Origin of the sequence: Mucilaginibacter sp. UYCu711 (assembly GCF_050433825.1) — a bacterium.
In the GTDB taxonomy this organism is placed as follows: domain Bacteria; phylum Bacteroidota; class Bacteroidia; order Sphingobacteriales; family Sphingobacteriaceae; genus Mucilaginibacter.
Genome location: NZ_JBNPWM010000008.1, coordinates 186,014 through 209,269, shown reverse-complemented (window position 1 = coordinate 209,269; position 23,256 = coordinate 186,014). Strand labels below are relative to the sequence as shown.

Below are 23,256 nucleotides of genomic sequence, written 5' to 3'. Positions count from 1 at the left end.
CTTTATAAAATGAAAACGAAACTATTTTTAGTCTTAGGTTTAGTTTTAACCGGGCTCATTTTTAACTCATGCCAAAAACTGGCAGACCATAAAGAATTATCCAAAGCAATAGTTTTGGTTGCAGCGCCTATAAGTGATGCAGGTTGCCTTACCCCACTTGGCGCGGCAAGTTCATTAGCCGTTAAAGGCACTATGCTGGCCGGTAAAACTTACAACGTTTGCGGTAACCTTATTGTAAACGCTAATGATACCTTAACCATACAACCCGGTGTTACCATTAATTTTAAAGGTAACTACGGTATTGGTGTAAACGGCAGCCTTTTAAGCCTTGGTACACAAGATGCCCCTATATTATTTACTGCCGATGGTGCTGTAAAAACAGACCAATTAGGTGCCGACCCATCAAAGGACCCCGCTTTTAAAGGTTTATGGACCGGTATTATGGGTGGTGCTAATTGCAAAATGATGATCTTTAAATGGACGCACGTTGAGTTTGGCGGCGGCACTCCCACCGGTGATATTGCCGTGATCTCTAAAAGCCCGTACCCATTATTTTTTCAAAATCCATTTGGGATATTTGTAGTGGAAGATTCGTGGTTGTATGGCAGTGTTGATGATCCTATCCGCACGCTGGGCGGTAAAATTGCTATCCTGCGTAATACTTTTGAGAAATGCGGGTATACCGGCGGCGAAGCACTTAACGCAAAAGCCGGCACCATTGGCGATTTTGCTTATAATCTTTGCATCGGTATAGCAACTAACGGCCCTAAGTTATCAAACTCGGGTGCGCTCACAGGCGTACCCGGCTCAAACATCCGCATGTATAACAACACTATTGTTAACTGCGGATACAGACGGGCAGCAGCAGGCCGTGGCGGATCTATCAACTTTGAGCAGGATGCGGCCGGTATGGCTTATAATAACCTGATGGTGAACTGTAAATTTGGCTTGCGTATTGTACAAAACCCAATAGCCGACACTGCTAATATAAAATACGGTTATAATTATACTTATACAGATTCAGCCTCGGTAGCCAACCAGATCTACCCGTCGCTTTCTGTAAGTACAGCCATTACAAAAGCACAACCGACTGACATCCCTGCACCATCAACATTTTTGCCGGCTGGTTGGAAGCCCGGCGACGTTTACACGGCTAATGCAGTTATATTAAGCGCGAATAATCCACAATTTATTAATGCACCTGTGCCGTTGCCCGCTGGTTTAAAACTACGCGATATAGCCACTGTAGGTACCTATAACTTTGCACTTAAGCTAACGTCGCCTTGTGTTGGCAAGGGCTTTACCGGTTTCACTCCACGAGGCGATGTCCCTGTCGACCCTAAATTTGGTGTAACCGAACTAACCCGCCCGGGCCGCGATATCGGCGCCTACCAGGTTGATGGCACCGGTAATCATCACTAACAAATAAAAATTAAAACTCTTGTAAAGGCAGCTGTGATGGCTGCCTTTTATAATTCAAAACGGTTTCACAAATAAATGTTATTATGTTTTTAAATAGGATCTCAACACTTCATATAGGCATTGCTTTTGGTTTGTTTGTAGCGCCGCCCACTATGGCGCAACAGGTAGCAAGGCCGGTTATAAATATGGTTTATTCATCCGACGCGCATTATGGGCTTACGCGCCCGCAATTTCGCGGCGATACCGGGGTTATGGCCCACCTGGTAAATGCAGCTATGATCAACCAAATAAACACGTTGCCACAACAACAGCTACCGGCTGATAACGGTATTAATGCGGGCTTAAAAGTTGGCGCTATAGATTACCTGGTGCAAACAGGCGATATTACCAACCGCATGGAGATACCAATACAAAGTGCTGCCAAATCATGGGCGCAATTTAAGCAGGACTACCTGCAGGGGCTTAAATTAACCGGGAACAATGGCAAGCCTGCACAGGTATTGCTTGTTCCCGGTAATCACGATATATCAAACGCTATTGGGTATGCCAAACCAATGCGCCCCCTACATGACCCAACAACGTTGGTTAGCATCTACAATTTGATGCTGCACCCCAAAAAAACCATGACTAACGAAGCGTATAATTATGCTACTGATAAGATCAATTACTCACGCGAGGTTGGCGGGGTGCATTTGATGTTTATTACATTATGGCCCGATTCGGCCGAGCGCATCTGGATGGAGCGCGACCTGCGAACAGTTGCATCAACAACACCTGTTATTATATTTACTCATGATCAACCTACGTGCGAGGCAAAGCATTTCACTAACCCGTTGCCGCCGCATAACATGACCATCGCTAATAAATTTGAAAACCTTACCGCCGAATATTATAAAGAAAGTACAGTTGCAATGAAAGACGAAGGCGCAACTGCTATAGAACAACGCGGCTGGGTTAAGTTTTTGAAGGCACACCCCAATATTAAAGCGTATTTCCACGGCAATAGTAACTGGAACGAGTTTTATGTTTACAGAGGGCCGGACAATGATGTAAGCCTTAACACTTTTAGGGTAGATTCGCCCATGAAAGGTAAGTTTTCGGCAAAGGACGAAACGCGGATGTCTTTCCAGTTAATATCATTGGCGCCGGATACCCAAGCCCTAACCGTGCGTGAATGCCTGTGGAACACCCAACCGGGCAACAAAACGCAAAAAGTAGTATTTGGCAAAAGCATAACCATATCCCTTAAGTAAAAGAGTGATGAGTTAATTGCCTGTATGTTAAACGATCAGCAAGAGGTTGTAAATGAGCGTGTGTATACAAAGGGATTTTGCCGGCGGTTGCTATTCCGCCCTTGTTGGTGTTATCACCACAGGTGTTTGGAAGATTGAAAAAGCGGCGGACTTGTGCGGTTCCCTCCCAACGGGAGGGTGTAGGGAGGGGTTTAGACGCTTTGTTAAGCCTCTCTGCATCCGTCTTTGAGCGGGAGGGAATGGCACACACCCACTACCACCGTAACTGCTGCTACAATTTACAGCTCCACCACCACCGGATGATCGCTTAAACTCAGCGTGACCTGGTTAACATTCTTATAATTAGCAACGGGCGTTATGCCCACAGTTGGGTCGTACACCTGTACCCGCGCTGCCTTTTTGCCGAGGGTTAGCGTTACCTGGTCGCTGCCGGATGCTTTCTCGCCCCATATAACTAACTGGAAATGGCCATTGCTGTTTTGGAGCAGCAGGTCATGCACCGTTTCGGGCTGGTTGGTTAGGGTATAGGCCAGGCTGGCAGGCGCTTTTTTGCTGATCGCTTTATCCGTTAATATAGTGGTGAAGTTATGCAGGTAAACGGCGGCCTTGCGCGGAGTATAATCCTTTTGGTAAAAGCCGAATGTTTGGTTGCCGGCCTCGTCGCTTCTGTCGCGCAGCAAATAAATAGCGGTATAGCTCCACCGGCGTTTAAATTGGGCCAGGTACAGGTTTAGGTACAGGCAGCCCTGCTTTTCTTCGGTAAAGGTATTATCAGTAGTAACACCTGTTTCGGTGGTTACTTTGGGCAGGTTAACCAACTCGCCTTCGGTATAGCCGGTAAACTTGCCGCGCCAGGTTTTGCCATAATTGCCAAACAGCCCGTCGACTTTACAAAGAGGTCCCGGGTCGGCAGCGTTCCAGGTTTGGTTGTCATATAATCCCTTATGGCTTGGGTGGCTAAAGTAGTTGTGGCAGGTGGCGAAATCGGCGTAGCGGGTACCGTCAGGCATCGGGGCGTTTGTGCCGGCCGGGATCTGCAGGTATTGCAGGCCCACGTTATCGGTCTGCGCGCCATTCTCACTGATGCTCCACACCGGGTATTGGCCCAGGGTTGGATCGGTCTTTACGGCTTTATATAGATCGGCCTGTAGTTTGGCCACGGCCAGCCAGCTTTGGTTCTTGCCGCCTTTTATGCCAAGGTAGGTTACGCCCCAGTTATTGGGCTCGTTGTTACCCTCGAAAGCCAGCAGCGCGCCGGCACCGGCCAGCATGCGGCCGCCGGCAAGCAGCCTGTCGATATTGGTGCCGCCGCTCATTAATCCGTAGCTAAAGCGTACACCGGTTGCGCGGTGCAGGGTTTGGTAATCCTGGTCGGTAGCGCCACCCTCGTACCCCGACCGGATCCAGCGGATGCCGGTGTACCGGATGGCTTCGATGGTTTTGTCCAAACTTTCGCCCCGCCTTGAAATGGCCGAGTTAACACCAATGCTGTTTAAAAATTCATTGGTGCTTATTGCCGTCACCGCCGCCGGTTTTTCGCCGCTAAAAAATAAGGCAAAAGGTAAGAGGGTGGTTAGGAAGGATGAGATGCTGAACAGTTTCATTTTTTACGGATAAACGAGTGATTGTTGCGTGTTATGATGTAGTTACAAGGTACAAGTAAGGTGTTAAACTACGATTGAAAGTTGACCCAAATTATTGCTTTTTCTATCAAAATTATACTATATGCAATCGGTTGATAATCAATAATAAAAATCCATTTTTAACTTAAAAACACTAACGCAAAAGTTGTTGCATTTCTGTTTCGCTGGTTTTTTGTAGTGCGTTAATTTACAGCAAGTTAAAGTAAAGTCTTGTTTCATTTTGTTTCACCATATTTTTGCAAGTATTTATACTTCAATAAGTTAGGCCAAAATCTTGTTTCATCTGTTTCACATTCGCGTGAAACAAACAGCCTTTCAACAGTTGTAAAACAACCCTCTATAAAAAATGGCGACATGTAAGGTGTCGCCATTTTATTAAAACAATCCGTCCTACAACGGGCGAAATTAGATGCCCACTAACGTATAGGTTTTACCAGCAACGGTAGCAAAATCGTACAGCATAGTTTCTTTGGCGCCGGTAGGTTTTAACTGTGCCTGGCTTGATATGATGGGTTTGGCGGTCTCCTCGTTCTGGTAAAAGAAGTTGGTATTTAGCCCTTTAGCTGTTTTTAAAGTGCCCGCTCCATAGGAGTCCTTTGGACCAACCAGCTTCGCGCCATTAGGCAACCGCAACCGGCAGTTGCCCCCCAGGGTAGATTTTATAGTGACTTTAGCCAGCTTGCCACCCTTCCACTGCATGCTAACTATCTCAAAACCACCACGGGCACGCAGGCCGGTTATGGTCCCGGCAGGCCAGGCATCGGGCAGGGCAGGGAGTAGGTTAAGGGCGCCGTCGGCGCTTTGCATCAGCATCTCGGTGATACCCGCAGCACAGCCAAAGTTACCGTCGATCTGGAACGGCGGGTGCGCGTCAAACATATTTGGGTAGGTGCCGCCGCCGTTGTTTGAGCTGCCCCTGTTCTTGCCGGTAGGTGTTAATTGGTTCTGTATCAGCTTAAACGCATGGTTGCCATCCAGTAACCTTGCCCAGAAATTAACCTTCCAACCCATGCTCCAGCCGGTTGATACGTCGGTGCGGTAGATCAAAGAAGTACGGGCGGCATCAAAAAGCTCGGGGGTGCGGTAAGGCGAGATCTGGTTGCTTGGGTACAAACCATACAGGTGCGATACGTGGCGGTTATGGTCCCTTGGGCTATCCAGGTCATGCAGCCACTCCTGTAGCTGGCTATACTGGCCGATCTGCATAGGCGGCAGGCGGTCGCGGGCTGCTTTTAGCTTGCCGGCAAACTCTTTGTCCACCCCCAGGATCTTAGCTGCCGAGATCACCTCGCTAAAAATATCGAATACGATCTGGTTATCCATAGTAACGCCGGCATCAATAGCTATACCATTGCCATAGGCCTGCGGGTTATTCTCGGGCGAGTTGGATGGCGATACCACCAGCCATTTATGCTCGGGCTCCTCCACCAAAAACTCTAAGTAAAACTGGGCCGCGCCACGCAAAGCGTTGTAAACCGACTTCAAATAGGCCTTGTCGCCGTTATACATATAGCGGTCCCACAGCTGCGTGCTTAACCATGCACCACCCGATGGCCAAAGGCCCGAGTAAATGCCGTCTACAGGGCCGGTAATGCGCCATAGGTCGGTATTGTGGTGGGTTAGCCAGCCGCCAACGCCATACATGCTTGTGGCAGTCTGCTGGCCGGTAACGGAAAGCTCTTTAACCATCTGGACCAGTGGCAGGTGCATTTCGGCAAGGTTGGTTTCCTCGGCCGGCCAGTAGTTCATTTCGGTGTTTATGTTGATGGTATATTTACTGCCCCATGGCGGGCTCATCTCTTTGTTCCAGATACCCTGCAGGTTAGCAGGCTGGCCGCCCGGCTGTGATGACGAGATCAGCAAATACCGCCCGAACTGGAAATACAGCTCTACCAACTGCGGATCATTACCGCTGGCAAAACCATCAATACGGCGGTCGGTAGGGTTTTTTACCGAGTCGCTGGTACCCAAATCAAGTTTAACCCGGTTAAAATATTTCTGGTAGGCGGCAACATGGTTGCTCACCAGTTTGGCGTATGGGATGGGCCAGGCTTTATCCAGATAAGCATTAGCGCGCGCCGACTCATCGGCACTGATATCATCATACTTTACAAAATTGGTAGCTATAGATATAAACAGCGTGGCTGCTGTAGCATTAGTTACGTTAACCGAGGTATCAGAGGTAGCAAGCTGGCCGCCATCTAACTTAACTTTTACCAAAGCCTGGAATTCGTCCCGGCCCTTGATGCCGTCGCGGTCGCCGGATACGCCTGAAAGTACCAGCTCATCCTTGCCTTTGGTTACCACATTTGATTTTTGCGGGCTCCACATGGCAGCCGAAAAAGTTAAGCTACCCGGCTTGCTGGCGGTTAAATGCACCACAATAACCTGGTTAGCGTGGGACGCGAATACCTCGCGTTTATAGGTTACACCATCAACCGTATAGCTGGTGGTGGCTATGGCGTTGCTAATATCCAGGTCGCGGTAATAGTTTGTATAGCTTTGATGGCCCGGGAAGTTCAGGTATAAATTACCCACCGGCTGGTAACACATGCCATTATCGCGGTTTGATTTCATGGCCTTGCTGGCTATGGCAGCAGCCTCCTTACGTTTATTTTCGAAGATCAATCGCCTAACCTCGGGCAGTGCCGCCAGCGAGGTTTCGCTATCATTACGGCTTGGGCCGCCGCTCCAAAGGGTAGCTTCGTTTAGCTGAATGGTTTCGCGTTCGGGGTTGCCATACACCATGCCGGCCAGGCGGCCATTGCCTACGGGCATGGCTTTCTCCCATACTTTGCCCGATGGCTTATCATACCATAATTTTAAATCGTTTTGTTGCGCAGATAGACTAAGGCTTGTACATAGCAGTACAAGCACCAGCAGGTTTCTTCTTAAGGTCATAGCTTTGGTTTACTGCCATAAATCTATTGAAATTTAATGGAGAATTACTGGGAGTGCAAAACCACGCTGCTGTAAATCAGCCGGTTTAACCTTAAAAAGCTAATATTGCTTATAACAAAGTTAAAATAGCTTAATAAATAGCAAGGCCCGGCTACGGTTTTTGCGGGTTGATCTTTATCTGCGCGTCGCCGATCCACCCGGTTACATCCACGCCCGAAACAGTTACCGTATACTTGCCCGCAATATCAGATGTATAGAAAGAGACCTTTGCTTTACCGTTCGCATCGGTATAAATATTGGGCTCCCAATGCAGGGTCGCCCGGTAGTCGGGTACAATTACGGTTTCCGGCTCTACTTTGTATTTAGGGCTGTAAAACTGCTGCGGGCGCATTAGCGGTAAGGGCCTGTAAGTTACTACACCCGGTGTGCCTGATCTATACCAGCCTGTGCCATCCTTAGTTGTTATTGTAATAGTTGGAGGCCATTCGGTCCCGGTAAGTACCCTTAATCTGTCAAGGCGCGGCTGTGTAAATATTACTTCTATACCTGTTAGGTTTACTATTTGTATCTGGCTCATTTCATCTATATATTCTTCTACTGAATATCGATCATCTATTCGCAATGGCAATGGTGCGCCGTCAAGCACTATTTTAACAGCGTAACGATCTAATTTTGGTGTCGCAGGGAATTTTGCACCCCAGGGATGATCAGACCGATAGTAATTATCCACTTTAAACCCCGCGACCTTTACTTTTAGCAAATCATACAAATTCTGCACAGCCGATTCTTTAATATCCTTTTCATCATAAACAATGTCTGCGTCTCCAGGTCCAAGCGGGTTTTTAGACAGTTTGATGATCTTTTTTTGTTTGATCCTAACCTCTTTTAACACAATGCCGGTCATTTTTACATTGTCATCCTTGATACTTACTGCTTTGCGTAATACGTAATTTAGCTGGGTGCTATCACTATTTACATACCAGGGCTGCAAATGGTCGCGCAAGGTTTCGGGGATGTACGGTGGTTTAAACTTAACTACAGTTATTTCGCCGGTAGCTATCTTCTTCCCTTTGTCGTTATTAGCCTGTATAAAGAATGATCCGCTATCAATATTTGGCAGGTTTTTAAATACATAGATGCCAGCCGAATCTGTAGTAGTAAATGCCAGAAAAGATGGCTTGCGCGACGAGATTATAACTTTTGAATTTGGAATGGGCTTATTAAACAGGTTTGATACTCTCCCTGTTATTTTAAAATCTTTCTCGGGTAAAAACCTCACAGGTTTAGGTGTAAATACATCCTTCCAATCATAACCTGTCCAGCCTTGCGTAAGCAGCAGATTATCTAACGCCTGCCAGGCAAGTTTATCCTTGCGGTAAATGTAATAGCCGGGATCTTCTATCCTTCCTTTCAGATCGGCATTTAATAGTATGCTGGCATTGATACTGTTGTTGCCGGTGCTGTCGGCCCTTACCTGTGAGTCATCAGTTACGGCCAGTGAAAAGCTACCCTGCACCGGGAACCCGCTCTTGTCTTTCACTACGATATTCAAACCCACACTGTCGCGTTTCTTGTAAGCGGTTTTATCAGGCGTGATACGGATAATCAACTCGTCATGGTTATCAATAAAAACCGCGCGCTCATTTAAGGAGGTTTTACCTTTAATAAGCGTAAACCTGGCTATCCCCGAAGGGAAAAACTTTTTAGAAACACTGATGTCAGGCTGGTTAAGCTGTACCTTTTGCGAATAGTATATAACACCCCTTGATGTACCGATTAAATAGCAACTACTATCGGGATGTAAAACTTCTGCCGATGCGTAAAGCGACACTTTCAGTTGGTCGGCAAGCTCCGCGTTAGCAATATGCATTACTGTGCCTTCAATATTTACTTTGGGAAAAGTAAAACTTTTAATAGTTGGCTGGCTTATTTTAGCCGTGTAAATTTCGCCTGCGGCTGGTGTAAACTCAAACGAGCCCATGCCATTATGGACGGATGTAAATGACGCAACCTCGGTTCCTTTGCTATTATATACAGCACCTAAAACCGGTGTGCCTTTACCATCTTCGCCTATAGCTTTAAACCCAACTACCGATTTTAAACCCGCAACCAGGCTGCCGCTTTCCGGTAAAAACTGAAGGTCGATATTTTGAGTACGATTAATATTTAATGGAACCTGGATGGTTTTTTCACCATCCCGAGGTTCAAGGCTCCTTATCTGCACACGTAACAGTTTACCATCGGCTTTTTCTTTTAAAACACTGCTTAGTTTTAACGAGCCGTCAATCCCGGTTAGCAGTTCTTTATTGTATATATAATGTGTTTGGTCATAAATCCTGACTTCGACTTTGCGTAAACCTACAGCCGATGATGCTTTATCTGACCGTTTTAGTATCAACGAGACATCCAGCTGATCTTTATTATCCACGCGGTTAATTGCTGCCGATGATTTAACTAACCACGATTCCTGCGCCGGTGTGCCTAAATAAAAACGGCGACTAAAAAAGCCATCCTCCCCAATGTTTTGCATCCAATTGGTATAGGCACGCAATGTGTAACCCCCTTCGTGGAAAATGTTTTTAAGCAGTGGTATCTGCGCCCAACCTAATCCGTCTTTTATTGGTATGCTAATGCGCCGCACCATTTGGGCGCTGTCGTCATCCAGTTCCACATATAACAATCCGCTTAACTTTGATGCGGTTAAATTTACCCTGTCTAATAAATATGCCTTAAACCATAGTGTATCGCCAATGTTATAATAAGGCTTATCGGTATGCAGGTAAACTTTCTCTACAGGGAGCCTGCGGTTAAAACTATCCAACGGGGCGGTGATTCGAAACAGGTCTTTATCCGGCTGTGCTAAATAGTTATTGCTTCTTTGCGCAAACAGGTTTAGTGTGATACTTAACAGCACAGCAGTTAGGGGGATCTTTCTAAAGCTCATTCTGGTGATACTTACTGGCCAAAAAAAGTACGCTTGTCGGTATTGTACATGTAGTAGGCGTATGAGCGTACGGGAGACGGAACAAAAGGTTTACATTCATTTGGATAAGCTTGTTAGGTGTTCGGTTAAGCTAATGTAAACAGAAAATCACAAGAGAAAATAGACATGGATGACTTATAGGTCAGGATGTTATGAGAAAATGACTTATAAGTATTTAAATGGGGGTTTAACTAAATAATTAAGCCGGTGTAGTTTTGGGCTACACCGGCTAATTACCAACTCAAACTAATTAATAATATAGTCAACCCCCTAAATTGACTATCACCTAAATAGTTCTCTTCGCACATGAAAAGGTTTAGATTGTTTGAAGGTAAAAAATTAAATTATTAATTTATTGTTCATTTTGTTCACAACTGTAAAGAATGTTTTTATTGTGACAAGCATTTAACATGCAATAGGGTGATTGTTTTGGTTTGACCTTTTTGTTAACGGCAATTGTGAATACCTTATACTGTATTTAGTGACTATTTTATTTCAAAGATTTCTTACTTTGCAGTCGTTAATACCAATTTTTAAATAACTGATACTTAAGGCTAACTATTATCCACCTTTATGGCGGGATGGTTATGTCGTATATATTAAAACACAATAATACTATGTCTGCATATCGTAGCACTGATTGGTTTGGTAAAAAAGATAAAATGGGTTTTATCTACCGCAGCTGGATGAAGAACCAGGGCATGCCCGAGGATATGTTTGACGGCCGCCCGGTAATAGGGATCTGCAATACCTGGTCTGAGCTTACGCCATGCAACGCGCACCTGCGCGATATTGCCGAGAGTGTAAAACGCGGTGTGTTGGAGGCCGGCGGTTTCCCGCTGGAGTTCCCCATCATGTCATTAGGCGAAACATTGCTTAAGCCAACCGCCATGCTGTTCCGCAACTTAGCCAGCATGGATACCGAAGAATCAATAAGGGGTAACCCTATTGATGGTGTGGTGCTGCTTACGGGTTGCGATAAAACTACGCCATCAACTTTAATGGGCGCAGCCAGCGTTGACCTGCCGACTATTGTAGTACAGGGCGGGCCGATGCTGAATGGTAAATATAAAGGGCATGATATAGGTTCGGGCACCAACGTTTGGACATTTACCGATGATCTGAAAACAGGTAAAATGAGCCCCGCCGAATTCGCCGAGGCCGAAAGCTGTATGTCGCGCAGCCCTGGCCATTGTATGACCATGGGTACAGCTTCAACGATGGCTTGTATGGTCGAGTCGTTAGGCATGTCATTAAGTGGTGGCGCGGCTATCCCGGCGGTAGATTCGCGAAGGAAAAGAATTGCACAATTATCCGGCAGGCGCATAGTAGAGATGGTTAAAGAAGATCTGAAAATGTCGAAGATCTTAACCCGTTCGGCTTTCGAGAACGCCATTAAGGTTAACGCGGCAGTGGGCGGCTCATCAAACTTTGTTATCCATTTAACAGCTATTGCCGGGCGCATGGGCGTTGAGTTAAACTTAGCCGATTTTGATAACATCGGCAGTAAAATGCCGTTGCTGCTGGACCTCATGCCGTCGGGTAAATACCTGATGGAAGATTTTTATTATGCAGGCGGCTTACCGGCCATCATTAAACAAATGAGCGCTGTTTTAGACATGGATGCTTTAACGGTAACCGGCAAATCGCATAAAGAAAATATTGAAAGCGTTGGTACCATATATAATGAGCAGGTTATTCACCAGTTTAATGATCCGTTAATTGAAGAAGCTGGTATTGTGGTGGTGAAAGGCAACCTGGCCCTAAACGGCGCGGTTATCAAACCATCTGCAGCAACACCTGCATTGATGCAGCACCGGGGCCGGGCCGTGGTATTTGAAAATATTGAAGATTACCACGACCGTGTTGACGAACCCAACCTGGATATTGACGAAACCTGCGTAATGGTTTTAAAATCCGTAGGCCCCGTTGGTTACCCCGGCATGCCGGAGGTTGGTAATATGACGCTGCCTAAAAAGCTATTGGCTAAGGGCGTTACGGATATGGTTCGGATCTCGGACGGACGCATGAGCGGGACCGCGTTTGGTACGGTGATACTGCATGTATCGCCCGAGTCGGCCATTGGCGGTAATTTAGGATTGGTTGAAAATGGCGACATGATCAAGCTTGATGTAGAAGCCAGGTCGATACATTTAGAAGTATCGGACGAAGAACTGGCCGCCCGCCGAAGCAAATGGGTAGCACCTGCACCGGCATCAAACCGGGGCTATGTCAACCTGTATGTTAACCACGTACAACAAGCAGATAAAGGCGCCGATCTTGATTTCCTGGTAGGCGGTTCGGGATCAGAAGTGTTAAGGGATTCGCATTAAGCCCTTCCCAAGCCTCCCCGGTAGGGGGGATTTTTAAATTTAAAAACAAAAGTCTCCCCTACCGGGGGAGATTTAGAGGGGGCTTATGGTAATCCTTATTTTAATCGCCTGCATCGTAACGCTTATCCTGCTTATCACCTGGGCAAGGTTAAATGTGTTCCTTACGTTTCTGATCATTTCATTAATGGCGGCGCTGCTGTTGGGTATGCCGTTGCCAAATATTGTAAAGTCGGTAAATAAAGGGTTGGGCGATATGCTGGGCTCGCTGGTTATCATTATAGCACTTGGGGCCATGTTAGGCAAACTGGTTGGTGTAAGCGGTGCGGCCCAAAAAGTAGCCGACTCCATGCGCGCCGTATTTGGCGAAAAATATATCACCTGGGCCATGAGTTTAACTGGTTTTATTGTGGGCATCCCGCTTTTTTATAATGTGGGGTTTTTCCTGATGATACCGATAATTTTTTCGGTAGCTAACCGGTATAAATTACCATTAGTATATGTGGGCATACCTATGCTGGCATCACTGTCGGTAATGCATGGATTCTTGCCGCCCCATCCATCGCCAACAGCATTGCAGATCCAGTTTCATGCTGATATGGTGAAGGTTTTTGTTTACGGCTTAATTGTGGCCATACCTACTATTATTATTGCCGGACCGCTGTTTGCGCGGACGTTGCGAACCATGAAAACCAATTCGGTTATAGCCATGTCAGTTCAGGATATGCCAAATGAGAAACTGCCGGGGTTAACCAATAGTATTTTATCATCACTGTTACCGGTTTTGCTGATAGGCGTAAGCACCATAATTACAAAATTCGCCGGCGATAATGTCACCGTAAAAAATATAGCCGGTTTCCTGGGCGACCCTAACATAGCCATGATGGAAACCATCGCGATAGCAACTTATAGCCTGGGCATCCGCATGGGTATGAAATTAACTGAGGTGATGGAAGTGTATGCTGATGCGATTAAGGAGATCTCCATGATCCTGCTTATTATTGGCAGCGCGGGTATTTTAAAACAGATCTTTTTAGATAGCGGTGCAAACGCCCAGATAGCTACCACATTACAGGGCCTTAACCTGCCGCCATTAATGTTGGGCTGGATGATAGCCGCGATATTGCGCTTGTGCTTAGGCTCGGCAACTGTTGCGGGATTAACCGCCGCGGGCATTATTTATCCGCTGATGCAGCATAGCCCGGTCGACCCGGCGCTGATGGTGCTTTCGGTAGGCGCGGGCAGTTTGTTTTGCTCGCATGTTAACGATACCTCGTTTTGGGTTACCAAGGAATATTTTGGCCTGACCATGAAACAAACATTTCTTTCATGGTCGTTAATGGAAACGCTGGTGTCGGTAATAGGGCTGGCTGGTGTACTGATATTGAATGTAGTAGTGCGATAAATTTTAATTATTTTTGATCAGACCAATAAAAAACCATGAAGAAATTACTTTTAATCCTGCTGATGGGCGTTGCCCTTACAACCGCCTTCGGCCAAAAAGCTAAAGACAATACACTGAGTAAAAAAGAGAAAGCCGGAAACTGGAAACTGTTATTTGACGGCACTACCGCAAATGGTTGGGTAAATGGCGATGGCTCTGCAGTAACGGCGGCCCCGGGTGCCTGGGAAGTTGTTAATGGCGCCATGACCTTAAAGAAAGATGCCAAAGGCGGCGATATTTATACTACTGATGAGTATGGAGATTTTGAATTTACGGCTGATTTTAATATCGAAACCGGCACCAATACCGGTATAAAATATTTATGCCATAAATATGATAAAGGCGGTAACCTGGGCTGCGAGTTCCAGATAATTGACGATGTAAACGGCGAGGATAACAAATTGGCAAATCACTTACTGGGATCATTTTATGATGTTTTGCCACCGGTGGAAGCCAATAAAAAAGTAAACCCTCCCGGGCAGTGGAACACCATTCGTATTGTAGTTAAAGGTAAGAATGTACAGCATTGGGTAAACGGTGTAAAAGTGTTAGAATACACCCGCGGCAGCGACGAGTTTATGGCAGGTATTGCAAAAAGCAAGTTCAGTAAGGTTGAGCCGGTATTTGGTACAGTTGAAAAAGGCCGCATCCAGTTACAGGATCACCACGGGCCGGTAGCTTTTAAAAATATTAAGATAAGAACGATTTAAGTAAACTAACGTCATTGCGAACGAGGAACGAGTGTGGCAATCTCTACACGCCAGGCGGATAATAACGTCGACCTGTCGCGCAGAGATTGCCACGCTACGCTCGCGATGACGTGTTGGGGAAGAGCGCAGGTTACTTCTTTTTAAACGGCTTCTCAAAAAACTCATCAACTATTTTATTAAACTCATCCCTGTGCTCAACCAGGGTGCCATGCCCCGAGTTTGGTACTATCCATAAATACGATTTAGAGATAGCCTGCGCTATGGCAACGGTATGTTGAACCGGTATCAGGTCGTGATCTCCGCCTATGATAAGCGAGGGACATTTAATAGCCTTAAGCGCGCTAAACGGAATGTTGGGCTGTACCCAATCCAGCATAAACACTTTGTAAGTGTTTCTTGATTTGGCATCGGTTAGCGGCATCCTTTTCTGCCAGTTAGCAAAATCCTTTCGTTCGCTTTTCCAGTAGGATGGGATCAGCCCGGTAGAATCGGGTACCAGGTTGGCACCTGTCGAAGCTAACTTAATTACTTTACCGGGATGGCGCATAGCCAGTACCAACGCGTTAATGCCCCCATCGCTCCACCCCAATACATAAGCCGAATCGATATGCATCGCTGTAAGCAAGGCATCAAAATCATCGGCCATCATTTCAAAGCTTAACGAGTCGCGGTCGTCAACAGTACGGCCATGCGCGCGGCTGTCAACAGCTATAACCATATACTTTTGGGCAAAATAAGGTATGGTATTACCAAACGCGCCCATATTACCGCCGTTACCGTGTATCATTAATAAAGGCTTGCCGGTGCCATACGCTTCGGTATACATTTTAATACCGCGCACATCATAAAACCGGCCCACGCTATCATTATGGCCATAGTTTATTTTTTTAGGCTGACTGAAAGCGGTGTTTACAGCCGATATCGACAGCAATAATATTAACGTAATGTTTTTGAGCATTAGCTGTATTTTTTAGGAATGATCAACACTTATCTTATGATCATGGGCGTTTAATTAATGTAAAAAGAGATTTCCTGAAAAGTACCATATATTTTGGTGCAAATACCATCTTTGTAATTAGATTTTCCTATAGAGCGAACCCAGATTTCTTTGCCTTGCAACGTTATTAATTGTAGCTCTACATCCCAGCCTTTGCCCTCCTCAATTGCCGCTTTTATGGCTTTACTTATTTGAGATCTGCTGAAGCCTTCTTTATAAAAGTTTATTGCCGTATCGGGTTGAGGGATATAATTTTCATCTACTCCATGAATTTGCCGGGTCATAGCAGTCCATGACAACGATTGTTTTACTATATCCAACTCCCAGCCGCCAATTCGTGCTAAATTACCCGTTTGCTCAATGAGCAAAGTATACATTTCAACAGAAATTTTCAACTCATCCTGCGCCGCTTTAATTGCGGTAAGGTCTCTGGTAACCTTTGTAAATCCTATTACACTCCCGTTTTCGTCATGTATCGCAGTTATAACAACCAGGCCCCAAAACTTACTTCCGTCTTTTCGCAATCGCCAGCCTTCATCCCTCGCCACTCCAAATTTGGCGGCTTTGGTAATCAGTTTCTTGGGTTTGTTGTTTTTTTTATCTTCATCAGTATAAAAAATGCTGAAGTTCTGCCCAACTATTTCAGACGATTTATATCCTTTTATCTTTTCTGCTCCCTTGTTCCAATTTTCAATATTTCCTTTATTATCAATGAGCAGTATAGCATAATCATCAATTTCTTCGACCATTTTGTTGAACCGAATTGCTCTCAGGTCTTTGCTGCCAATGGTCTCGGCTACTATATCAACAATAGTTTTGTCAAAATTACCGGTTGCCTTTTCTAACATTGTTAACCACTCTTCATCTACCGTTTGATGACCGTCTTTTATTAAATTGATCAATCCCATTATAGTGGTTAATGGTTGCCTTATCTGGTGCGATTGCAGTTGGGCGATCTTCATTAAGGAATCATTTTTGGCCTCTGTTTCCTGTATTTGCTTTTGAAGTTCAATACTGTTCAATTGCATCTCCATAATAAAGGTTACCTGACGGGCGAGGATTGACAACGTTTTTTGCTGGATATCTGTAAGCGAACTTGCTTTTTGATCAAAAAGGCATAAGGTCCCAATTTTCAATCCGCTGCTTACAGTCAAGGGCGCTCCGGCGTAAAATTTCAAGTGCGGGTCTGCTTGCACTAATGGGTTATTGTTAAAGCGTGTATCTTTTGTTGCATCAGGTATAATTAACAATTCATCTTGTTGTATCCCGTATTGGCAAAAAGAGGTTTCTCTGGGCATTACTTCAATGTCAGTCCCAAACTTTACTTTAAACCAGTTTGACTCTTCATCCAATAATGTGATGAGAGCCACAGGTTTTTCACATAATTTAGCGGCTAACTCCACAATATCCTGAAACTCTGATTTGTCAAAATCAAGTTTCAAAAATTTGCTAACTGCATCGATCCTTAATTGTTCACTAATAGTCATTCTTCCATAATGATGTTTCCTTATTTGTCAATCTGTTTCTTCACTAATCTCAAATAATATTGATAATAATGTGTCTCACACAAAATCCTGGCAGGTACGATTGGATATAAACTTAAATTTATCCTTCCAATTTGTTGGATCAAATATTAAACCTCCGGTAACCGCAACAATATACGATTAGTATTAGCCATCCGATTTAATCTAATTACAATCTTCGCAATTTATTTCATTTGGATATCCGGCCATGAATTTACCCTAATAAACTTATAAAACAGCAGGCAACGTAAGGCACTGTTAAAACGTATTGGTTGAAAGAAAACTTAACCGATAGCGCCTGCTTGAAACGTATATTAACCCATATTTTAAACATCCTCGAACAAAAGGAAAAGGTAAAATTGGCCCGGCTAATTTTATCAGACCTGGTGATGGGCGTATTGGATGTTGCCTTTTTGGGGATGATACTGGTTGTAATTAACTTTTACACTACCAATAAACAGACCGGTTTTATTGCTTTCCTGCCGGATGTATTGTTAAATCGTAATTCGCTTTTATTGATTGCGGTGTTCTTGCTGGCGTTCGGGTTTAAAAACTGGCTGGGCTACCTCAACACAAAACAGCAGCAGCATTTTTTTTATGGTATTGCTTCCAGGTTATCAAAACGGAACATCCAAAACTATTTAAAGGACGACTACCTGCGCTTTGTAAGTGTTGATTCGTCAGTACTTATCCGTGGCATAAGCAATCAACCCATCGAGTTTAGTAATTATATTTTAAACAATGTGCAGCAGATCATTTCGCAGGGCATATTGATATTAGTTACTGTTGCCGGGATATTATTCTGGCAGCCGGGTTTGTTTTTCATGCTGTTTTTATTGCTGGTGCCGCCGGTTGTGCTATTGGCTAATTACATCAGGTTTAAATTAAGGTCAATCCGCGAAAACACCAGGGTAGTGAACCAGAAAACTATTCAGCATTTAAAGGAGTCTTTAAGCGGATATATTGAAAGCAATGTTTATGATAAAGACGGCTTTTTTGTAAAGCGGTACCACCATCAGCAATCACAATTAAATAATAACATAGCTACCCAGCAAACTTTACAGGGCCTTACGGCACGACTGGTAGAGGTTTTTGCCATACTGGGCTTTTTTATTTTGATCGCTATAAATAAACTATCGGCAGGCACACCGGCTGTAAGCTTGTTAACCATTGGCGTTTTTATGGCGGCCAGCTATAAGATCATCCCCGGCATAGTTAAAATATTAAACAGCACAAGCCAGATAAAAACGTATCGGTTTACCATAACTGATTTGCAGCCCGTAGCAAACCAGGTTATAATTGCAGGCGAAACGGAGCACCTGCGGTCGATAGTTTTTGACCAGGTTAAGTTTAGTTACAATGGCAGCTATGTGTTAAGTAATTTGAGTTTTGAAATGCAAGCCGGCGACTTTGTGGGGATCTCGGCAGTATCAGGCAAAGGCAAAACGACTATTATGCACCTATTGCTCGGCTTCCTGAAACATCATAAAGGCAATATCCTGTTTAACGGCGAAAGAACCAACTGGATAAAAAGACAGGGATATTTAAACAGGGTGTCGTACGTAAAACAGCAATCATTTATTATTAATGACACACTGCTTAAAAATATCACCCTTACTGATGGGGAGTATAACCAGGCTGCGCTTAATGAAGTTATTGTTTTTTGCGGACTGGAAGACCTTATAGCCCAATATCCCGGCGGAATTGATGAACTGGTAAAAGAAGATGGCAAAAACATAAGCGGCGGCCAGCGGCAGCGATTGATGCTGGCACGCGCGCTATATCATGATTTTGATGTGCTGATACTGGACGAGGCTTTTTCTGAAATGGACGAGGAGTCGGAACGGGTAATCCTTTTTAAATTAAAACTATTAGCAAAACAGGGCAAAATGGTGATACTGATAACCCATAACACCGCGAGCTTTGATTTTTGTGATAGGATCATAACAATGGAACCGGCGTATGCGTAAGACATTGGTAATACTTACGCCCGGTTTCCCTAAAGACGAAGGAGACAGCGCCTGGCTACCCGACAGGCAAATATTTGTACGCGTTTTAAACGAAACATATCCCGACCTTAATATTGTTGTAATAACATTTCAATATCCTTTAGAGCAGGCAGAATATAGTTGGAATGGCATTAACGTAATTGCCCTTGGCGGCAAAAACAAAAGCGGCTTTTACCGGAGGCTTACCTGGCTGCGCGCCTGGCGCGAACTAAAAAAGATAAGAGCGGCTTATGATGTAATTGGCTTATTAAGCTTTTGGATGGATGAATGTGCTTTTATAGCCGATAAGTTTGCAAAGAAATTCAGTTTAAAGCATTATTGCTGGCTACTTGGCCAGGATGCACGGCCAGGTAACAGGTATGTGTACCACATGATGCCAAGCGGTGATAACCTGATAGCCTTGTCTGATTTTATAGTTGCTGAATTTAAGCGAAACTACGGGGTAGTACCAAAATACCTGGCGCCGGGGGCAATTGATCCGTCGTTATTTAAACCCTTTACCGGCGAGCGGGATATCGATATTGTTGGCGCGGGTTCGCTGATAGGGTTGAAGCAATATTCGGTTTTTGCAGATGTTATACAGGCTTTAAAGCGTGATATACCGCAAGTAAAAGCGATAATTTGTGGTAACGGCCCCGAAATGGCGCCGCTGCAAACTAAAATAAACCGGCTTGGCCTTGCCGGCAATATCACCTTAGCCGGAGAGCTGCCGCACGCCGAAGTATTGGCATTGATGCAGCGCGCTAAAGTATTTTTACATACTTCGAAATATGAGGGATTTGGAATAGTTTGCTTAGAGGCGCTGTATGCGGGTGCAAAGGTAATAAGCTTTGTGCGGCCAATGATTAACGAAATCCCCAACTGGCATATCGCGGGGGATGTAGCTGATATGACGCGAATGGCAAAAGATGTATTATTGGATAATGACCTTTTATACTACCCGATATTGCCCTATCATATTGCGGACACTGTTAAAACAATAATGGAATTGTACAATCAGCAGGAAGCCGCAATAGCACCAATGCGTCCGGCAATGGCTTCGAACGAAAGCGTCGAGTTAAAATAAGCCAGCGCTTTTTCTTTTTCTGCGGATATATTTAGCGAATTGGTTTGTTGTAAGGCAGACAATAATTCACCCTCGTTACCGGCTTCATACAACAGGCCTATATTGCCGTTGTCAGTCATCATCCTGAATGAAAATATATCGGTTACTATCGGGATGCACCCGCATGACATCGCTTCGCAAACTGCCGTGCCGCTGCCTTCGTAATGCGAGCCCGCTACAATAAAATCAACACTGTTGTGCCAGTATAATAATTCATCGTTTGGTACTTTGCCAATTAGTTTTATCGCAGCAGCATTTGGCGCAGTGCTTAGCAATTGTTGTATTTCGGGTAATAATTCTTCGGTATGATAGAGCATATATAAACAAGCCGAAGGCGTTGCCGCTGCAAACTTTAAAAAGGCTTTTATTACGGTTAAAGGGTCTTTATTTTGATCTAACCGGCCTACCCATAAAAAGGGATTGGCTTCCGTAATTCCGGTTTTTGCACGGGCTGTTGCTTTGGGTATCGGGTGGAAAAATGAAGACAGCTCCATTACCTCGTGGATTTTTTTTTGGGATGTTAAATTGCCTTTGGCTATCCATTCCAAACCCATTGCCCGCGAGGCAAATAAGTACGCATTAACAGCACTTTCGGATAGAAGCAGCAATCTTTTTTTGATCCCTTTAAATGGTTTTTCCGCGTGGTTCTGGATGATGATCTTTGGTTTGCGCCCTAATACCAATCGAAGCAGCATAACCTGTAACGGAAAGTGAAGGCTATGTATGAACACCACATCCGGCTTTTGCCGACTGATAAACAAATTTAATTTTAATGGGAAATAACGACGTTTATTAAACTTTTTGAACCGGTAGTTAACCCCATTCTTAACCTCGTCGCCCTCATAATTAATTTGCTCAATGCTTATTACTTCGTGATTTGCCGCTACCGCTTCCAACACACCCGTATAGGCTTTTATGCGCTCCAGCCAGGCTGCCGGGTCGGTATAATTATTGGCTGAAATATAGCTGGCAAAAACAAACTTCATGGCTGTTAAAATATGTCTATATCTGCTAAGGTGAACTTTATGTTTTCGTGAACTAAATCGCCCTCAATATTTTTGAATCCGGCTTGAAATGCCGGAACTGGTTTATAATCTCGGCTTAACACGGTATGTAAATGTGTTTGTGGACTAAGCTGGAAATAAATTTGCGTTATGCCCAATTTACGGGCAAGTGCTTTTAGTTTTTGCAGGGCGCTGTCGAAGTTGCCGGCGATGTTTGCTATATCGCCAACCTGTAAACCATTTTGCAACTTTATCCAAAACAGCACCCCATCTATTTCAATAACCCGGGTAGGCGAGTAGGTTTTATAATTTAAATAGTTATCATCACGAAATACGCCATTATAGCCATCAGCAAGCACGGAGTTTTGTACACCCTTTTTATTCTTTAAATAATTCTTTAAAATCCTATCAGTATACCAATTATAAAGAGGCCGTAAAACCGGGTATCTACGGGCGATCATTTGTAACTGAAGCATCCCGCCAACCCGGATTTGAAATGAATCCAGGCTTTCGGTTATATGCCATCCCATTTTAATAAAACCCGGCAGCGAGTTTTGATTAGGGAACCCAAAAACTAAGCTAATACCTTCTTGCTTACATAAGGCATAAGTAAGGTTTGCCAGCGCCCTAAACACCCCCATGTTTCTATACCCTGGATGCGTCATGGTATCGGCTGATTGCGCGGCTAAAACCGTTTTACCATTATACCAAACCAAGGTTGGTATAACGCCATAAAAAGCAATGGGTTGGTGTTGTTGGTTATAGGCCAAATAGCCGATGTATTTAACACCCGTGTAATCGGTATCGTATTTCTTTTGAAAAAATCCGACAGGCCGTTCGTACCCATACACGGCTTTATATAGCAAATCCATATCGGCTATATTGTTTAAGCCAAGCCGCTCGGTAATATATGTGCTGCCCGGATTAATCATATTTACAAGTTATGGTTGCGTGCAATTGGTTAACAGGCGATATAAAAGGACTTACAGTCAGCCGTTCGCGCATGGTTTCATCCTGCCCATCTGAATCGTTATAAAAATCCATCGCCAGTAATTTTTTATAGCCTGCCCTTTTAGCGTCATTAACTACCTGTTGATTGTAACTTCCATACGGAAATGCCAGGCTGGTTACCGGCTTTTTTATCAGTTCCTCCAGGTATTGTTTTACGTGGAGCATTTCGTTAAAAGCATCATTAGTGCTTATTTGTGCAAGGTCGTTATGGTAGTAACCATGCGCCCCAATTGTTACATACAGCGAAGCGGCCATTTGTTTTATTTGTTCTGTAGTCAGCTGCAGCCAATAGTCTGTATGTTGTTCTTCATTTTTAAACGGAACCAATGGGTACAACATTTTCATCATGTCGGCTTTTTCGGCAAAGCCGGTGGCGCGTAGTTGGTCTTTGAGGGTAATAGAACTATCGGCAGCATAATACAGGTCGTATTTGCCCTTATAATATTGCCGGTTTTTATAAGTGATATTTTGTGGGCCGTACTTGCTTACAATCCCTAAAAAATCGTTCCATAAAATATCATAACCTTCGTTGGCTATACCTGTAATAAAAAAAGCTGCGGGTATTTGATATTTTTCCAACAGCGGCAAAACGTATTTATAATTATTGGCAAACCCGTCATCAAAGGTCAGGCAGATATTAAATTTTTCATCACTAAAATTGCCCTTATAATAATCATCCAGCGAAACCACATTGCAATGTTTTTTATAAAGTTTTAGGTGCGCCCCGAAAGTTTTTGCAGTTAAAAATATCGGGTTAAAACGGGTATGATCGTGCTGGCAAAGGCCATGGTATATCAACATCCGGCTGCCACGGGCCTGTTTATAAAATGCTTTATCTAACCCTAAATAATAGCGCACATCGTGTTTATAGCCTTTAAGCTTGCGCGATAATTTTGAGCGTATTTTTGAATAGACAGACAT

The 23,256-nt window shown here is 44.4% G+C and carries 15 protein-coding genes; 7 read left to right on the top strand and 8 right to left on the bottom strand.

All coding sequences use genetic code 11. From position 1 onward, the window contains the following. Positions 1-9 precede the first annotated feature (9 nt). Positions 10-1,422, top strand: coding sequence for a hypothetical protein (locus ABIB50_RS17990; protein ID WP_429381913.1), 1,413 nt, complete (start codon positions 10-12; stop codon positions 1,420-1,422). A gap of 83 nt (positions 1,423-1,505) precedes the next feature. Further along, positions 1,506-2,675 carry a metallophosphoesterase family protein gene (locus ABIB50_RS17985; protein ID WP_429381911.1) on the top strand — a complete coding sequence of 390 codons (1,170 nt, stop codon included), beginning with the start codon at positions 1,506-1,508 and terminating at the stop codon, positions 2,673-2,675. Between the two features lie 278 nt (positions 2,676-2,953). Here ABIB50_RS17985 and ABIB50_RS17980 read toward each other — a convergent pair whose 3' ends face one another. The 3 genes from ABIB50_RS17980 to ABIB50_RS17970 all read right to left on the bottom strand — a co-directional run bounded on the left by ABIB50_RS17980 (position 2,954) and on the right by ABIB50_RS17970 (position 10,163). Further along, entirely contained in the window at positions 2,954-4,279 is a 1,326-nt protein-coding gene (locus tag ABIB50_RS17980) for a hypothetical protein (RefSeq protein ID WP_429381909.1), read from the bottom strand. Between the two features lie 444 nt (positions 4,280-4,723). Beyond that, complete coding sequence (locus tag ABIB50_RS17975) at positions 4,724-7,219, bottom strand: glycoside hydrolase family 95 protein (protein ID WP_429381907.1); 2,496 nt, start codon at positions 7,217-7,219, stop codon at positions 4,724-4,726. Between the two features lie 151 nt (positions 7,220-7,370). Continuing rightward, positions 7,371-10,163, bottom strand: coding sequence for a hypothetical protein (locus tag ABIB50_RS17970; RefSeq protein WP_429381905.1), 2,793 nt, complete (start codon positions 10,161-10,163; stop codon positions 7,371-7,373). A gap of 656 nt (positions 10,164-10,819) precedes the next feature. Here ABIB50_RS17970 and ABIB50_RS17965 point away from each other — a divergent pair. From ABIB50_RS17965 to ABIB50_RS17955, 3 genes are all read left to right on the top strand, one after another. After that, entirely contained in the window at positions 10,820-12,535 is a 1,716-nt protein-coding gene (locus ABIB50_RS17965) for an IlvD/Edd family dehydratase (protein ID WP_429381903.1), read from the top strand. 85 nt (positions 12,536-12,620) lie between these two features. After that, positions 12,621-13,937: a gluconate:H+ symporter gene (locus tag ABIB50_RS17960; RefSeq protein ID WP_429381901.1), complete on the top strand. Its 1,317-nt coding sequence runs from the start codon at positions 12,621-12,623 to the stop codon at positions 13,935-13,937. 35 nt (positions 13,938-13,972) lie between these two features. Next, a complete protein-coding gene (locus ABIB50_RS17955) occupies positions 13,973-14,686 on the top strand; it encodes a 3-keto-disaccharide hydrolase (RefSeq protein WP_429381899.1) in 714 nt (237 codons plus the stop codon). Positions 14,687-14,816: 130 nt separating this feature from the next. On the opposite strand, the gene ABIB50_RS17950 is transcribed toward ABIB50_RS17955, so the two are convergent. Together ABIB50_RS17950 and ABIB50_RS17945 are read right to left on the bottom strand one after the other, a co-directional pair. Next, complete coding sequence (locus ABIB50_RS17950) at positions 14,817-15,644, bottom strand: alpha/beta fold hydrolase (RefSeq protein ID WP_429381897.1); 828 nt, start codon at positions 15,642-15,644, stop codon at positions 14,817-14,819. A 50-nt stretch (positions 15,645-15,694) separates the two neighbouring features. Further along, on the bottom strand, positions 15,695-17,170 hold the full coding sequence (locus ABIB50_RS17945; RefSeq protein ID WP_429381895.1) for a PAS domain S-box protein: 1,476 nt from the start codon (positions 17,168-17,170) through the stop codon (positions 15,695-15,697). Positions 17,171-17,508: 338 nt separating this feature from the next. Between ABIB50_RS17945 and ABIB50_RS17940 the strand changes: the two genes are divergently transcribed. Beyond that, a complete protein-coding gene (locus ABIB50_RS17940; protein WP_429381893.1) occupies positions 17,509-19,176 on the top strand; it encodes an ATP-binding cassette domain-containing protein in 1,668 nt (555 codons plus the stop codon). After that, positions 19,169-20,281 (top strand): glycosyltransferase family 4 protein, encoded by a 1,113-nt coding sequence (locus ABIB50_RS17935; protein WP_429381891.1) that lies wholly within the window; start codon positions 19,169-19,171, stop codon positions 20,279-20,281. Before ABIB50_RS17940 ends, ABIB50_RS17935 begins: the two co-directional genes overlap by 8 nt. Here the strand turns inward: ABIB50_RS17935 and ABIB50_RS17930 are convergent. The 3 genes from ABIB50_RS17930 to ABIB50_RS17920 are packed head-to-tail and all read right to left on the bottom strand — an operon-like array spanning position 20,212 to position 23,256. Beyond that, a complete protein-coding gene (locus ABIB50_RS17930; RefSeq protein WP_429381889.1) occupies positions 20,212-21,306 on the bottom strand; it encodes a glycosyltransferase family 4 protein in 1,095 nt (364 codons plus the stop codon). The two genes, ABIB50_RS17935 and ABIB50_RS17930, sit on opposite strands and share 70 nt — an antisense overlap. 5 nt (positions 21,307-21,311) lie before the next feature. Next, positions 21,312-22,256 carry a GNAT family N-acetyltransferase gene (locus tag ABIB50_RS17925; protein ID WP_429381887.1) on the bottom strand — a complete coding sequence of 315 codons (945 nt, stop codon included), beginning with the start codon at positions 22,254-22,256 and terminating at the stop codon, positions 21,312-21,314. Beyond that, positions 22,249-23,256 (bottom strand): polysaccharide deacetylase family protein, encoded by a 1,008-nt coding sequence (locus ABIB50_RS17920; protein ID WP_429381885.1) that lies wholly within the window; start codon positions 23,254-23,256, stop codon positions 22,249-22,251. Before ABIB50_RS17920 ends, ABIB50_RS17925 begins: the two co-directional genes overlap by 8 nt.